Here is a 14,977-nt window from a genome sequence, read left to right as displayed (position 1 = left end):
TAGACGGATTGATCTGGATCGATGAGTGAGCCGCCGGCGCTGTGCTAAGATGGCGCCGCTTTTCCGGAGGATCCTCGATGAACGCCACTGAAAAACGCGCCATAGCGGCTCTGGCAACGGTCTACGGCTCCCGCATGCTGGGTCTGTTCATGATCCTGCCGGTGTTTGTGCTCCTGGGGCGTGATCTGCAGGGTGCAAGCCCGGCGCTTCTGGGGGTGGCACTGGGTGCCTACGGTCTGTCACAGGCTCTGCTCCAGATCCCCTTTGGCATGCTCTCGGACCGTTTCGGACGCAAGCCGCTGATCCAGATCGGGCTCGTGCTGTTTGCCGCCGGCAGTCTGCTGGCGGGCTGGTCGGACTCGATCCAGGGGGTCATTGCCGGGCGCGTGCTCCAGGGCTCCGGCGCCATCGCCAGCGTACTCATGGCCCTGGCCAGTGACCTTACCCGCGAGGAGAACCGCACCAAGGGCATGGCCACCATTGGTCTGTCCATCGGTATGGCCTTTGCGCTGTCGCTGGTCCTGGGGCCCATGGTGGGGGACGCCTACGGGCTGACAGGGATCTTCCTGCTGACAGCGGTGCTCGCGGGCATCGGCATGGTACTGGTCGCAACCATTGTACCCACCCCCGAGACCCGCAGCCATCAGCCGGACGCGTTGCCGGCCCGGGATCAGCTCCGCCAGGTGCTCACATCGGGCCGGCTTCTGCGCCTGGATGGTGGCATCTTCGTTCTCCACCTGACGCTGACCGCCCTGTTTCTGATCGTACCGCTGACGCTGGAGGATCTGGGGCTGGGGACCAACCAGCACTGGTGGGTGTATCTTTCAGTAATGGGAGCGGGCTTTGTGGCGATGCTGCCGCTGCTCATCATTGGCGAGAAAAAGCGTCGTCTCAAACACGTGATGACAGTCGCGGTGGCTCTGCTCGGTTTGTCCGTGGCGCTGATGGGCATCAGTTGGGAGCGGGTCGCCGGATTCTGGGTGGTGTTATTCATATTTTTTACTGGCTTCAATCTGCTGGAGGCCCTGCTGCCTTCGCTGATCAGCAAGGAGGCTCCAGCAGCCGGCAAGGGCTCAGCCATGGGCGTTTATTCCACCAGTCAGTTCATGGGCTCTTTTGTGGGCGGTGCACTCGGCGGCTGGCTCTCTGGTTTCGCCGGTGCCAGCGGTGTTATTGTTCTCGTTCTACTGGCTGTCGCCGTATGGCTCGGTCTGGTTGTCACCATGGCGCCGCCACGTTACGCCACCAGCCTGGCGCTGCGGCTCACCGATGAGCATACCCAGGACCCGCGCACCATGCGCGAGGCGTTTCTGGCTATCCCCGGGGTGGATGATGCCGTGGTACTTGCCGGCAGCGGCGAGGCCTGGCTGAAGGTGGATCGCCAGCAGTTCAGCGAAAAATCCCTGTGGCGTCTTCCGTTTGTGGCGCGACAGGTCTGAGTCAGGAAACCACGGGACGGTTTCCGTCAACGCATAACAGCGAATAAAGAGAAAGGAACAGGAGCAGAGCATGGCGAGAGGCGTAAACAAGGTCATTCTGATTGGTAACCTGGGCGCGGATCCCGAGACCCGGTATACAGCCAATGGCAATCCGGTCACCAATCTGAGGCTGGCAACGGACGAGAGCTACAAGGATCGCAACACCGGCCAGATGGTACCGCGCACGGAATGGCACCGTATCGTCATGTTCGGCAAGATTGCGGAAGTGGCCGGCCAGTACCTGCGTAAGGGGTCCAAGGTCTACATTGAAGGCCGCCTCCAGACCAACAAGTGGCAGGACCAGAGTGGTCAGGACCGCTATACCACCGAGATTATCGTCGACATCAACGGCCAGATGCAGATGCTCGACAGCCGTGGCGGTGACAGTGCTGGCATGGGCGGCGGTCCGCCAAGTGCCGCACAGGGTGGTGCGCCCCAGGGCGGTGGTGGCTACGCGCCCCAGGGGGGTGACCAGAATCAGGGGACAGGAATGCCCGATCCCGTTGATGACTTTGATGACGACATTCCCTTTTAGTCTTTTTACGGGACTTCCGTCAGCAAGTGTCAGTGCTGTGTAAAAAAAGGTGGATAACCCTCTGAGTAGCGTGAACCTGTTCGAATCCTGAACTATAATCTCGATACGTTGCGGTACTCTTGCTGTTTGCTGTGAGAGTGCCGTACGGAATTTCACGAGCAGCGCAGACGGTCAACTTGCTGGCATTCCGATCCCTCCAAAATCTGTTCGCGAAACGTCACCCTTCCCTCCGCCTGGGGCTGGAGCTGGCGGATGACGCGATTCACTGGGCCTGCATAAGCCCAGATGGTTCGGTTCATAGTGGTTCTGCCGGATCTGAACAGACACTGGAATCCTTGATCGATGAACAGGGAATGGGGGGTGCCCGGGCCAGGGTGGTTCTGGGGCAGAATCAGTATCAGATCTTCCAGGCCGAGCGCCCCAATGTGGAAGCTGGCGAGTTGGCCGACGCCGTGCGCTGGAAACTCGGGGACCTGCTCGATTATCCCGCCAGTGAAGCCGTTATTGATACCTTTCCGTTTCCCGAGGATGCCTCACGGGACCGTGGGGCACTGATCAATGCCGTCTGTGCCCGCCAGGACCGGATCCGAACCATTGTGGACAGCGTCCACGAGGCGGGACTCAAGCTTGAATGCATTGATATCGCGGAGCTCGCGCTGCGCAACCTGCTGACCCGGGCCGATCCGGAGGGGCGTGGCGCGGCCCTGGTACACCTGGGTCGGCAGAGCGGCCACGTGATTTTCTGCCGGGGCGAGGTGCTCTATATGGCGCGGCGCCTGGATGTATCCCAGGCTCAGCTGCGGGATGCCACCACCCAGGAGCAGACGGTCCAGGATCTGGCGCTGGAGATCCAGCGGTCGCTGGACTACTACGAAAGCCAGCTGCGGCAGATCCCCCCCTCCCAGGTCCAGCTTGCCGGTCATCCAGAAGCGTTGCCGTTGGCCGGAATGCTCAATTCCGAGGTGACCGCCGAAGTCGTGGATCTGGAGTGGAGTGCCATGCTCTCAGGCGTGACGCCTGCGCCCGGAGCCGGCCTTGCGGTGGCGACACTGCTGGCGGATGACGAGGGGGCGTCATGAAGCAGTCCGTCAACCTCTATACAGAGGCTTTCCGGCCTTCAACGGAGTGGCTGACACTGGCACGCATGCTCAGCCTGGTTGCGGTTGTGCTGTTGGTGGTTGCCGGTATCGGGGGCGTTCTCCGGTACCAGCTGGCAGGGGCGGAGTCCCGGCTGGCGGATATTGAAAACAGGGAGGTGGAAAAACAGCAATCGGTGGAGACGCTCCAGGAGCAGGTGGCAGCGCGCGAGAAAGATCCGGCCCTGGAAGAGCAGGTCGCGCGACTTGAACAACGGGTCCGGGATCGCCGCCGCCTGGTTGAACGTGCGGATTCGGTGGCAAGGGCGAGCAGCGAGGGGTTCTCGCCCTATCTCGAGGGTCTGGCACGCCAGACACTTGAAGGGCTCTGGCTCACACGGATCCGGGTGGATCTGATGCGTGATCGCCTGGGCCTGTCAGGTCGTACGAGGGATGGCCAGAACGTGCCGGAATATCTGCAGCGACTGCAGAAGGAGTCCGTGTTCGAAGGGCGCCGTTTTGCCCGCTTCGGCATTGAACGCCCTGAGGACGGTGGGCCGTTGAGCTTTGATGTGGCTTCAACCCGCGAATCGGCGGAGGAAGACGAATGAAGGACCGCCTCCAGCAGCGGTGGCAGGCGCTTGCGGATGCCTTCCTGGCACGGGAGCGCCGTGAACGGGTTCTGATGCTGGTGGCTGCGGCGGCACTGGGTGCTCTGGGGGCCTGGCAGCTGTTGGTGACACCGGTTCTGCAGGCACAGAATCAGGTGGCAGAGCGCATTGCGAGCACGCAGGAATCGCTAAACGGCCTCGTGGCGCAGGAAGAGACGCTCCTGCAGGAACTGGATAAGGATCCCAACGAACCGCTGCGTGAGCGTATCAGTCAGCTCCAGCAGCGCCTTGACCGATACGACCAGCAGCTCGAAGAGCTGACAACCGGCCTGATCAGCCCGCCGGAAATGGTCGCATTGCTACGCCGTATGCTCGCCCGTCATGACGGGGTGGCACTTGAAAGTGTCTCCCATCGTGCACCGGAGCCGGTTGCGGTGGAGGATCAGGATGAGGGCGTGAGTAATGAAGAAGCGGCCAGCCTCTACGCCCATCCGGTGGAAGTTACCGTCAGTGGGGGCTTTCATGATGTATTGGCGTATCTGCGCGATCTGGAAGGCCTGGATGAACGCCTGGGGTGGCGGTCACTGGATTATGAAACACAGGACTGGCCCGATGCCCGGGTCCGGATCCGGTTGCACACACTGAGTCTGCACAGGGAGTGGCTGGGTGTCTGACCGGTTTGTGAATGGCATTATCGCGGGCTTTCTCATCCTTGTGCCGCTGACCTGCGTGGCCAGCAGTGGGGCATCATTGCCGGATCCCACGCGGCCATCTTCGGTGTCAACGGAGGAAAGCAGTGTCTCGCCGGTGCGCGGCTTCCAGTTGAATTCAATCCTGGTTGGGGACCAGCGCCGGCGGGCGGTCATCAACGGGATCAGCCTTGCGAAGGGCGGTCAGCTTGGCGATGCCACCCTTGTCCGAATTGGTATGGATCGTGTGCTGATTGAAATCAACGGGCAGCAGTACACTCTTGAACTCGACAGCGCGCCGTCGATCCGGCGCTAGCAGCAGGTTAACCGTTATGCGAAAGCGTTCCGTCCCATTTCTGCCTCCAGTTGTGCTCAGCCTGGCTCTGGTTGGCTGTGCCGGGAATCCGCTGATGCAGACCCAGCAGGCAAGCTCTACAGATACTACAGAGCGGATCGAAGAAGAGCTGGAAAAAGCTGAATCCGAGAGCAACAACTCTGGTGCAGCCCAGGCGCCTGATGAAGTGACAGGCGCCCTGATGCCGGACTTTTCCGGCGGGAGCGGCGCTGGTTCCGGCGCAGAGGAGCGCTTCAACGTCAATGCCCAGGGTCTGGCGGCGCCTACCTTCTTCCGGAGCCTGGTCGACGGTACCCCCTACAACGTAGTGGTGGATCCGGCCGTGGAAGGCTCCATTACCCTGGACCTGACCCAGGTGACCCTTGAGGAGGTCATGGATGTGGTCTCAGACCTCTATGGTTATGAGATCGCCCTTGAGGGCCGAATCTACCGTGTCCGGCCGGCTGGCCTCAGGACCCGTATCTTCCAGGTGGACTATCTGGATATTGAGCGCAGCGGCAACTCCGAGACCCAGGTGCGTTCTGGCCAGGTCACCGATACCGGCAACGGGAATTCCAGCTCAAGCTCGAATGATGACAATGGTAATAACAGTGAGGGGACGGTGGTGGGTACCCGCATCACCACGACTTCCGAATCGCAGTTCTGGGCGGATCTCAGGGAATCCCTGAATCTCATGGTCGGTAATGACAGCGGCCAGCGGGTCATCACGAACCCGGGCTCAGGGGTAGTGGTTGTGCATGCCCGCCAGGATGAGCTCAGGACCGTGGAGGACTACCTCCGCCGGATGCAGCTGATCTCCAAGCGCCAGGTCATTCTTGAAGCCCGCATTCTTGAGGTTGAGCTGAACGAGGGATACCGCCAGGGCATCAACTGGAACGCCGTCGACGAGGTTGGAAGCGGAACGATCGGGGGCAGTCTCAGTAGCATCGGTACCGGCAATCAGGGGGGTGGCGTGCTGTCTACGGCGCTGGACGTCAATGGCTTCAACACCCTAATTGAGCTGCTGGGCAGTCAGGGGAACGTGCAAGTGCTCTCCAGTCCGCGGATCTCGACCGTCAACAATGAGAAAGCAGTCATCAAGGTCGGCAGTGACGAGTTCTTCGTGACGGATCTTGATTTTGATGACGATACCACCGCCGGCGGCACGGGGACCTCCCGATCGACCTCCGTGGATCTGACGCCGTTCTTTTCGGGGATTTCCCTGGACGTCACGCCGCAGATCAGTGACAACGATGTGGTCACCCTGCATGTCCATCCCTCTGTGAGCGAGGTGGAGGACCAGGAAAAACTGATCACCATTGGCGACGAGGATGTCACCCTGCCACTGGCCCTGAGCACGGTACGTGAGACTGACAGCGTAGTGCGTGCGCGTAGTGGCCAGATCGTCGTGATCGGTGGCTTGATCCAGGACCGCACCGAAGAGACCGTATCAGCAGTGCCCTTCTTCAGTGAGATTCCCGTGATCGGTGAGCTGTTCAAGCAGCGTGACTATGAATCGCGCAAGAGTGAGCTGGTGATCCTGCTCAAGCCAATGATTGCCAATGCGGACCGGTACAGGCAGGACGTGGAGGACAGCCGCCAGCGCATCCGTGACCTGCGCCGGATCATGGAATCCACCGAATCCCCGAAGCCAGAGCCGGCGGCGGGCGCGACACAAGAGAGGTAGCATGTACGAGGCATTTTTCGGCCTTCGGGATGCCCCCTTTTCACTGACGCCCAATACGCGCTACTTCCTGCGCGCCCCCAGTCACGGGCAGGCGCTGGAGCTGCTGCTGGTGGCCCTGCGCCAGAAGGAAGGTTTCATCAAGGTCTCGGGCGAAGTGGGCACCGGCAAGACACTGCTGTGCCGCCTTCTGCTCAACGCTCTGGAGGGAAAGCTCACAACCGCTTACATTCCCAATCCTCAGCTCGGTCCGACGGAGCTTTTTGAGGCCATTGCCGATGAGCTCGGGGTGACGCTGGATGATCCCAGTAATACCCACAGAGCCCTTTCAGCGCTTCAGCAATACCTTATTGATAATGCTGTTTCCTCCGGAGCCGCAGTTCTGGTGATCGATGAAGCCCAGTCCATGCCTGTGGAAACACTGGAAACGCTGCGTCTGCTGACCAATCTGGAAACCGAGAGCCGTAAGCTTCTTCAGGTGGTACTTTTCGGGCAGCCGGAGCTGGATGAACTGCTAGCCCGGCCGGATCTGCGCCAGCTGAGTCAGCGCATCACCTTTCAGCACCGGCTGGAGACGCTGTCTCCTGAGATGGTTGCTGACTATCTGCAGCACAGGCTTGCGAGGGCTGGATGGAACGGTGGACGACTCTTTCAGCCCAGGGCGGTACGTTTGATTAGCCGTGCCTCGGGAGGAACCCCAAGGTTGATCAATATCCTTGCCCACAAAGCATTGATCGCCGCTTATGGACGTGGTGAACGTGAGGTCACCAGCCGCCACGTGCGCCAGGCCATCCGGGATACGGACAGCGTTGTGCGACGCCCGGGTGTGCTGGGAGGGCTGGTATGAGCCTGCTCAATGACGCCCTGCGGGATCTGGAGAAACGCGAAGGAGAACAAGGCAGCAACAGGGAATCGATCCCGGCGGGGCTGAGCGCCTCCAGCTATCGGACGCCGTCCCACTGGCGCTGGATACTGGGCGGCTCCGCGCTTGTGCTGGCGATACTTGCTGGCGCCGGCTTCTGGTGGCTGGGCTCGGTTGAGCCGCGATCCGAGGAGGCGGGGGCTTTTCCAGCTATGAATGATGAGCCAACGCCCGTGCTCCGGATCGCGACACTGAGCCCGGAGAAAGTCCAGGACAAGGCGGACTCCGGAACTGTGGAACGAAATACGGCGGATCAGGCAGCAACCACCGAGCCGGAGAGCGCCACCAGCGAACCGCCTGGGACTGTCAGCAAGGAGGAGCCTGCCAGTGAGGCGGAACCTGATACCGAAAGTGGGGCGGAGAGGGAGTCTACGACAGACTCGGAACCGGCGAAGGTTGCAGAAAAAGAAGGTGAGCCGGAAACCGATTCGGACTCTGGAAGCAGTGGGGAGGAATCCAGCGCAGAGCCGCAAGAGACTGCCTCCACTGATGACGCTGAGAACCAGTCCGGGCCTGAACCAGCTACCTCCAGCGTGCGCGAACTGACGCCCGCGGAGAAGGACCGTCGCCTCTCTCAGGAACTGGAGGCACTGCTGGCGGATGGCCGTGTTGCGCGGGCCGCGGAGCGCCTGGGCCAGCGGACACTGCTTGATTCGGACGCGCCCCGTTCCCGGGCGGTCATGGCTCGGCATGCCCTGGAGCGCGGGGAGCCGGGAGCCGCGCTTCAGTGGTTACCGAAGCAGGCCGTATCCCTGTATCCGGAGCTGCGGCTGCTCAGGGCGCGGGTGGCGCTGGAACAGGAAGGCCGAGTGAGTGCCCTGCAGTGGCTGGAATCCGAACCGCCCGGCCCTGGCACCATGCCGGCCTATCACACCATGATGGCGGCGCTCTATCAGCGGACCGGAGACCATCAGGCGGCCGCTGAGCAGTGGGCGGCATTGATTGAAACCGATGACGGCAATGCCCGCTGGTGGGCCGGCCTGGGTATTGCCATGGAAAGCCGCGGGCGGGATGAGCAGGCCAGGGCCGCCTATACCCGTGCGCTGTCACTGCCGGATCTGGCGCCACAGCTGCGCCGGTACATCGAGCAACGGCTCGCCGCGGAGCAGGGGTAGAAGTATGTCGGAAACACGCCGCAAGGTCCGCATTGGCGACCTGCTCGTTGAGAACAGCGTCATCACCGATGAGCAGCTCCAGACGGCGCTGAGTGAGCAGAAACGCACCGGCCGCAAGCTTGGTAAGACGCTCACGGATCTGGGTTATCTGGATGAGGACCAGCTGCTGAACTTTCTCTCCCAGCAGCTGGATATTCCTTTCGTCCAGCTCCGCCACTACAACTTCGACCATGAGCTGGTGAAGAAACTCCCGGAGGCCCAGGCCCGGCGCTTCCGCTCCATTGTTCTGGCCGAGCGTAACGGCGAGCTGCTGGTGGGCATGGCCGATCCCATGGACATCTTCGCCTACGACGAACTTTCCCGGATCCTGGGTCAGCCGGTGAAACAGGCTGTTGTGAGGGAGAGCGAACTGCTCAACACCCTGGATCTGGTCTATCGCCGCACGGATGAGATTGCCTCCCTGGCCGAGGAACTTGAGGACGAGATCGGCGACGAGGCCTTTGATCTGGCCGATCTGGGCAGCGACTCGGATGTGAACGAAGCGCCGGTTGTGCGCCTGCTGCAGACCATCTTCGAGGATGCCATCCAGGCCCGTAGCTCGGACGTCCACATCGAGCCGGACGAAACCGTGATCCGCATCCGACAGCGCATCGACGGTGTGCTGCAGGAACAGGTCATGAAGGAGAAACGCATCCACTCCGCGCTGGTGCTGCGCCTCAAGCTCATGGCCGGGCTCAACATCTCCGAGAAACGCATGCCCCAGGACGGGCGCTTCAACATCCGCGTTAAAGGGCGGAGCATCGACGTGCGGGTGTCCACGCTGCCGGTGCAGTATGGCGAGTCTGTGGTCATGCGTCTGCTGGACCAGTCCCAGGGCATCCTGGATTTGGAGAGCACCGGGATGCCGTCGGGCATCCTCAGGCGGTTTCGGCGGCTGATCCATCGCCCCCATGGCATGATGCTGGTCACCGGGCCCACGGGTAGCGGTAAGACCACTACCCTCTACGGGGCGCTGACGGAACTGAACCAGGCGCAGGTCAAGATCATCACCGCCGAGGACCCCGTGGAGTACCGACTGCCGCGCATTACCCAGGTACAGGTGAAAAGCCAGATCGGGCTGACCTTCGCCTCGGTGCTGCGCTCGGCCCTGCGCCAGGACCCGGACATCATCCTGGTGGGTGAGATGCGTGACCAGGAGACCGTCCAGATCGGCCTGCGTGCCGCCATGACCGGCCACATGGTGCTCTCCACCCTGCATACCAACGATGCCGTCAGCAGTGCCATGCGGTTGCTGGATATGGGCGCGGAACCCTTCCTGGTCTCCAGCTCCATTGCCGGGGTTCTGGCTCAGCGGCTGGTGCGGCGGGTCTGTGAGAATTGCCAGGTGCCCTACACCCCGACGCACCAGGAAAAGATCTGGATTGACCGGATCAGGGGTGAGCGTGATGGCGCGGTAACGGAAACGGTCTCTGAGGCGGCTCCGGAAGCAACTGGTGGTGATGACCCGGAACCGCAGGACCCATCACCCCAGGGCGCACCAGCCGATGATGATTCACTGGAGTTGGCCCTCTCTGATGAGCTGATGCGAACAGGAGAGACAGCGCGCCAAAGCACGGAAGGCTCCCGAACAGATACCGGGCAGGGCTTTGTTGTGGGCAAAGGATGTTACCAGTGCAGCAACACCGGCTACCGGGGCCGTATCGGCGTTTACGAACTCCTGGAATTCAATGAGGCCATGCTGGATGCCCTGCGCCGGGCTGATTACGCCGGTTTTGAGCGGGCCGCACGGGCTATGCCGGATTACGAAAGCCTCGACCACTGCGCGTTGCGGTATGCCGAGCAGGGCATCACCAGCCTCGATGAAGTGGCCCGTGTCTCCGCCACTCTGGGCGGAGGGACCGTGGATGAGGCGGGAGACTGACCATGCGCTTTGAGTACCGGGGCCGTAACAGCAAAGGCATTCTGGAACAGGGCGTTCTTGAGGGGGGCTCAAGGGATGCCATTGCAGCGGAACTGCAGCGCCGGGGCATTACACCCGTCTCCGTTGAGCCGGAAGCAGAGCAGGGTGCCGGCCTGGGCGCGCAGCTGGCCGCAATTGAACTGTTCCAGCCCAAGGTGAAGCTGGACGATCTCATTGTGTTCTGCCGCCAGATGTACGCGCTCACCAAGGCCGGCATTCCGATCATCCGCACCATGCGCGGGCTGGCCGAGACCAGCAAGGCGCGCGCCCTGAGCCAGGCCCTGGATGACGTGGCGGACCGCCTGGAGACCGGCACTACCATGGCCACCGCCATGCAGGCCAATGACCGGGTGTTTTCCGGCCTTTTCGTGGCCATGGTCCATGTGGGCGAGAACACCGGTCAGCTGGACGATGCCTTCTTCCGCCTCTCGCGCATCCTGGAGCTGGAGCGTGAAACACGGCGGCGCATCAAGCAGGCCACCCGTTACCCGATTTTCGTGATCGTGGCGCTTGCCGCCGCCATGGTCATCATCAACTTCTTCGTGATCCCACAGTTTATCTCCACCTTTGAGCGCCTGGGCGCGGACCTGCCGTTCATCACCCAGGTTCTGATCATGATCTCCAATTTCATGACCACCTGGTGGCCCGCGTTGCTGGGGGGCATTGTCGCCGCCTTTGTTGCGCTGCAGCGCTGGAAGGCGACTGAGCAGGGGCGCCTCCACTGGGACCGTTACAAGTTGCGTGTTCCCATCATTGGGCCCATTCTGGAGCAGATCGCCCTGAGCCGTTTCTCGCGTAACTTTGCCACCACACTGGCCGCCGGCATGCCGGTGACGAGTGCGCTTTCGGTGGTGGCGGATGCCAACAGCAACGCCTGGATCGCCCATCACCTGCACGAGATGCGCTCCTCCATTGAGCGTGGCGACAGCCTGTTGCGCGCCGCGCGGGAAAGCGAGCTCTTTACCCCGCTGATCCTGCAGATGATCTCAGTCGGCGAGGAGACCGGCTCGGTGGATGAGATGCTCACCAACGTGGCGGATTTTTACGACGAGGAAGTGGATTACCAGCTGAACCGGTTGTCTGAATCCATAGAGCCCATATTGCTCGTAGGTGTGGCCATACTGGTTCTGATTCTGGCGCTGGGGGTCTTTTTGCCGGTTTGGGATCTGGGCAGTGCGGCTATCGGGTAGCAGAGCAGAGAAAGTAAATTCCAATTGGGTATGAGCGAGAGACGATGAACACAAATAAACGGGGAAACGTAAAAGGTCAGCAGAGCGGCTTTACGCTGATTGAGCTGGTGGTGGTGATTGTTATCATCGCTATTCTGGCGGCGACGGTGCTGCCTCGGTTTGCGGAGCTTTCGGAAGAAGCTCATGAGGCCAGTGTACGGGGGACCGCTGGAGCCTTTGGTTCTGCCGTGGCTTTGGTGAAAGCGCAGTGGACCGGAATTGGTGCGCCCGGTGAGGTGAATGATGGACTTGAGGGATTTGGCGCGGACAATGTAAACACCAACGCCCAAGGTTGGCCCGTGTCAGTGACGGATGGGGCTTCATCGAGCAATTGCGTGAACTTGTGGCGCGCATTGTTGCAGTCCAATGCACCGACGGTCAGCTCGAGTGATGGCGACGATACTGATTACGTTGCCAGTTCCGGTACCAACAGCTGTACCTATGAGTATCAGAGAGGTGATACGGAGCACTCGATTGAATACAACGCAGAGGAAGGGGAGGTTTCAACAAGTTTAAACAATTCCTGACTCGAAATTGCGCGAAATTCAGGCATACTGTTAGTCAAAATATCTAAATCTAAATGAAAAGTCTGAAAGGAGTAACTTTCATGCAACGGCAACAGGGTTTCACCCTTATTGAACTGGTTATTGTGATTGTCATTCTTGGCATTTTGTCAGCATTTGCATTGCCGCGGTTTGCGGATTTAAGTGGGGATGCTGAAACAGCCTCAGTCGAAGGTGCACGTGGAAGCGTAAAGTCCGCCGCCAGCATTGTGAGATCCAAGGCACTTGCAGCTGGTGAGGGAGATACGACCGGTACGGACGTGTTTACGTTGGAAGGAGAAAGCATTGACCTCACGAACGGTTATTTGGCTGCTTCCTCACTGGAAGGCGCGGCTCAGCTCGGCGACTACACAGTAGAACTTAGCTCCCCGGATGCAGACGTAACAATTGCAGACCCTCAAACTGATAGCCCTTGTTTTACATTTAATGGCTCAACAGACTCCGATGACCCGGCTGACGTATCAGAAGTCGGGACTTGGGATACAGGCAATTCCTCGTGTACGACTACCTCTCCCTAACTATAATTGAGGGCAGCTTTTGAGCTGGCCCTCAATGCTTGGGCCATGAGCTGGATTCAATTGCCGATCAGTCTGCTAGTCTAATAGTAGTGGTTCTGGGCCAATTTGGAGTTAGTGGTGAGCTCGTCGCTTAAGGCCGTGCATTTGAAGGCTCGTAACGCATTCGGGTTCACGCTGGTTGAGTTAGTGATCACGCTTGTGATTATCGGCGTTCTGAGTGCACTGGGAGCTGGACTATTCGCCAACCGGAGCGCTTTCAGTCCACTTCTTGCCAATCAGCAACTGGCGTCGGCGGTGCGGCTCGCACAGCAGGGGGCTTTGGCAGGCAACCCGGCTGATGACGTAGCCATTACGCAAATTGACGGCCAGTTCCAATTCACTGTAGGTGGAGGTACTTCCGCTGAACGTGTATTCACCCTGCCTCGCGAATCTGCCTCGCTTTCAGCTACTACCACGATTACCTTCCAACCTGATGGCACTCCAGCCAATGGTGTCAATACCGAACTAAAATTCTCTGGAAGCGGTACAAGTTATACCACGTGCATCAGCTCGCTTGGCGCGGTTTACCAGGGGGGCTGCCAGCCATGAAAGTGCTAGACGGGGGCTGTTCAAAGTCAGAGCAATCCGGCGCCACACTGGTTGAACTGGTCATGACCATTGTGATCATCAGTGTCGCCATTGCTGGCGTGGTGGGTGCCTTTTCCCTGGTGTCCGGGCGAAGCGCGAACTCATTGTTCCAGACAAGAGCGGTGGAGCTGGGCCAGTTTTACATGGATGAGATCTTAGCCCAGAAATACGATGATGCCACCCCGGTTGGGGGGGTTCCGCCGGTAAGTGACTGTAACATTAGCGCAGAGGAAGGCAGTAACCGGTCCGCCTACGACGATGTGGATGACTATGATGCCATTGACAACGCGCCGCCTCGCACGGCCGAGGGTACACCGCTGCCTGGATATGATGGGTTTGAAGTAAGCGTTACCGTGTTCTGCGCTGGGAGTGAGGTGGGTTTACCGGATTTAGACGCCAAGCGGATCGACCTATCCATTACCGGGCCTGCTGATTCCGAATTCTCGCTCTCTGCTTATAGGGCGAATTTCTGATGCGTTGCCGCGGCTTCACCCTGATCGAGCTGATCATCGTGATCATACTGCTCGGCATTGTCTCAACCATCTCTGTGCGTTTTATAACCCTCTCAACCCAGGGCGCAGTGGATACCAGCGCGCGGCAGCAAAGCGCTTTGAGCGGGGTTGTTATCAGTGAACAGATCAGCCGAGCACTTCGCGAAGCCCTGCCGACCTCAGTGCGCGTTAAAGAACGCACTGATAAGGGAGACTGTATCGAATGGATGCCGGTGAAAGCCGCGTCCAACTACCTGAATCTGCCAAAGGGATCGGACCCCAGCGGTTTTGACGCCATTCCTTTGCCAGTGCCAGACGATGAAAACAAGAGTCGATCCGAAACGGGCAGAGTGGTTGTCTATGGCTACAGTGGTGATGTGTACAATCCCACAGACCCAGGTCCGATTTCTCCACCTGCCTCTATGGACAGCAGTGGCCGTATTGATTTCGATGGTGGCGAGCCCCATCGATTCACGACCGGTTCACCGCGGAAACGATTTTTCATAGTTGATTCCCCCAGAACGCTCTGTCAGAACGGTGAGTTTCTCTATCGCTATCGAAACTACGGTATTCAGCCCACCGTTGAAACTAACTTACCAACATCCATGCCGAATCGAGAGGTGTTGGCAGCAAATCTGGCCTCTGAGTCATTGTCGTTCAACGTGAGCCCACCCACGCTGAAGCGCGGGGCTATTGTTTCGGTACGTTTTACGCTTGAGGGCCCGGATTCAGGGGAAACTCTGGATGTCAGTCAGGAGGTGCAGATCCGCAATGTACCCTGATGTCCATTCTTTTAGATACCAGTGTGGGGCAGGGCTTCCCGTAGCCATTTTTGTGATCACGGTTCTCGCCCTGATTGCCGTTGCCATGACGCAGCTTCAGCAAAGCACTGGAGTATCTATAAGCCAGCAGGTTGTCTCCCAGAGAGCGTTTTATGCTGCGGAAAGTGGTGCTCAGGTAGCTGTAACGGAGGTGTTGGGGGCTGGCAGTTGCAGCGCCATGACGTCCAAACTGAACTTCAGCGATGGGGCCCTTTCGGGCTGCAGGGCTACGCTGTCATGCCAGTCGGTCCAGGACGATATCGATGGCGGGCCGAGCGATGAAACGGTGTTCACGCTGACGAGCGACGGCGTGTGCGGCCAGGA

Annotated in this window: 16 protein-coding genes; all 16 read left to right on the top strand. The window is 59.8% G+C overall.

The genetic code is table 11. The features are described from left to right. The first annotated feature begins 77 nt into the window (after positions 1 to 77). The 16 genes from H4I92_RS03365 (at position 78) to H4I92_RS03290 (ending at position 14,614) form a co-directional block, all read left to right on the top strand. Positions 78 to 1,439 (top strand): MFS transporter, encoded by a 1,362-nt coding sequence (locus tag H4I92_RS03365; RefSeq protein ID WP_077529261.1) that lies wholly within the window; start codon positions 78 to 80, stop codon positions 1,437 to 1,439. A gap of 70 nt (positions 1,440 to 1,509) precedes the next feature. Continuing rightward, a complete protein-coding gene (gene ssb / locus H4I92_RS03360; RefSeq protein ID WP_077529260.1) occupies positions 1,510 to 2,013 on the top strand; it encodes a single-stranded DNA-binding protein in 504 nt (167 codons plus the stop codon). A 335-nt stretch (positions 2,014 to 2,348) separates the two neighbouring features. Continuing rightward, the gene (locus H4I92_RS03355; RefSeq protein ID WP_143512593.1) at positions 2,349 to 3,092 is read left to right on the top strand and encodes a type IV pilus biogenesis protein PilM; all 744 of its coding nucleotides are present in this window, start codon (positions 2,349 to 2,351) and stop codon (positions 3,090 to 3,092) included. Further along, complete coding sequence (locus tag H4I92_RS03350) at positions 3,089 to 3,700, top strand: PilN domain-containing protein (protein WP_077529259.1); 612 nt, start codon at positions 3,089 to 3,091, stop codon at positions 3,698 to 3,700. Before H4I92_RS03355 ends, H4I92_RS03350 begins: the two co-directional genes overlap by 4 nt. Next, positions 3,697 to 4,374, top strand: coding sequence for a hypothetical protein (locus H4I92_RS03345; RefSeq protein WP_077529258.1), 678 nt, complete (start codon positions 3,697 to 3,699; stop codon positions 4,372 to 4,374). The genes H4I92_RS03350 and H4I92_RS03345 overlap by 4 nt, the downstream gene beginning before the upstream one ends. After that, positions 4,367 to 4,705, top strand: coding sequence for a hypothetical protein (locus tag H4I92_RS03340; protein WP_077529257.1), 339 nt, complete (start codon positions 4,367 to 4,369; stop codon positions 4,703 to 4,705). The genes H4I92_RS03345 and H4I92_RS03340 overlap by 8 nt, the downstream gene beginning before the upstream one ends. 94 nt (positions 4,706 to 4,799) lie before the next feature. Further along, positions 4,800 to 6,410, top strand: a complete 1,611-nt coding sequence (gene mshL / locus H4I92_RS03335; protein ID WP_077529256.1) for a pilus (MSHA type) biogenesis protein MshL — start codon at positions 4,800 to 4,802, stop codon at positions 6,408 to 6,410. A 1-nt stretch (position 6,411) separates the two neighbouring features. Next, the gene (locus H4I92_RS03330; protein ID WP_077529255.1) at positions 6,412 to 7,254 is read left to right on the top strand and encodes an ExeA family protein; all 843 of its coding nucleotides are present in this window, start codon (positions 6,412 to 6,414) and stop codon (positions 7,252 to 7,254) included. Further along, positions 7,251 to 8,444: a tetratricopeptide repeat protein gene (locus H4I92_RS03325; protein WP_077529254.1), complete on the top strand. Its 1,194-nt coding sequence runs from the start codon at positions 7,251 to 7,253 to the stop codon at positions 8,442 to 8,444. The genes H4I92_RS03330 and H4I92_RS03325 overlap by 4 nt, the downstream gene beginning before the upstream one ends. Positions 8,445 to 8,448: 4 nt before the next feature. After that, the gene (locus tag H4I92_RS03320; RefSeq protein WP_245800843.1) at positions 8,449 to 10,365 is read left to right on the top strand and encodes a GspE/PulE family protein; all 1,917 of its coding nucleotides are present in this window, start codon (positions 8,449 to 8,451) and stop codon (positions 10,363 to 10,365) included. A 2-nt stretch (positions 10,366 to 10,367) separates the two neighbouring features. Further along, positions 10,368 to 11,594 (top strand): type II secretion system F family protein, encoded by a 1,227-nt coding sequence (locus H4I92_RS03315; RefSeq protein WP_077529253.1) that lies wholly within the window; start codon positions 10,368 to 10,370, stop codon positions 11,592 to 11,594. A gap of 44 nt (positions 11,595 to 11,638) precedes the next feature. Beyond that, on the top strand, positions 11,639 to 12,160 hold the full coding sequence (locus tag H4I92_RS03310; protein ID WP_077529252.1) for a prepilin-type N-terminal cleavage/methylation domain-containing protein: 522 nt from the start codon (positions 11,639 to 11,641) through the stop codon (positions 12,158 to 12,160). An 80-nt stretch (positions 12,161 to 12,240) separates the two neighbouring features. Beyond that, complete coding sequence (locus tag H4I92_RS17000; protein ID WP_077529251.1) at positions 12,241 to 12,714, top strand: prepilin-type N-terminal cleavage/methylation domain-containing protein; 474 nt, start codon at positions 12,241 to 12,243, stop codon at positions 12,712 to 12,714. A gap of 117 nt (positions 12,715 to 12,831) precedes the next feature. Further along, on the top strand, positions 12,832 to 13,302 hold the full coding sequence (locus H4I92_RS03300) for a type II secretion system protein (RefSeq protein WP_218668128.1): 471 nt from the start codon (positions 12,832 to 12,834) through the stop codon (positions 13,300 to 13,302). Further along, entirely contained in the window at positions 13,299 to 13,814 is a 516-nt protein-coding gene (locus H4I92_RS03295; protein ID WP_077529250.1) for a type IV pilus modification PilV family protein, read from the top strand. Before H4I92_RS03300 ends, H4I92_RS03295 begins: the two co-directional genes overlap by 4 nt. Continuing rightward, positions 13,814 to 14,614, top strand: coding sequence for a prepilin-type N-terminal cleavage/methylation domain-containing protein (locus tag H4I92_RS03290; protein WP_218668127.1), 801 nt, complete (start codon positions 13,814 to 13,816; stop codon positions 14,612 to 14,614). The genes H4I92_RS03295 and H4I92_RS03290 overlap by 1 nt, the downstream gene beginning before the upstream one ends. Positions 14,615 to 14,977 lie beyond the last annotated feature (363 nt).

The sequence above is a fragment of the Vreelandella halophila genome (assembly GCF_019903425.1).
GTDB classification, from domain to species: domain Bacteria; phylum Pseudomonadota; class Gammaproteobacteria; order Pseudomonadales; family Oleiphilaceae; genus Halospina; species Halospina halophila.
The sequence above is the reverse complement of the archived record's forward strand: the minus strand, read 5'-3'. Positions and strand labels throughout refer to the sequence as shown.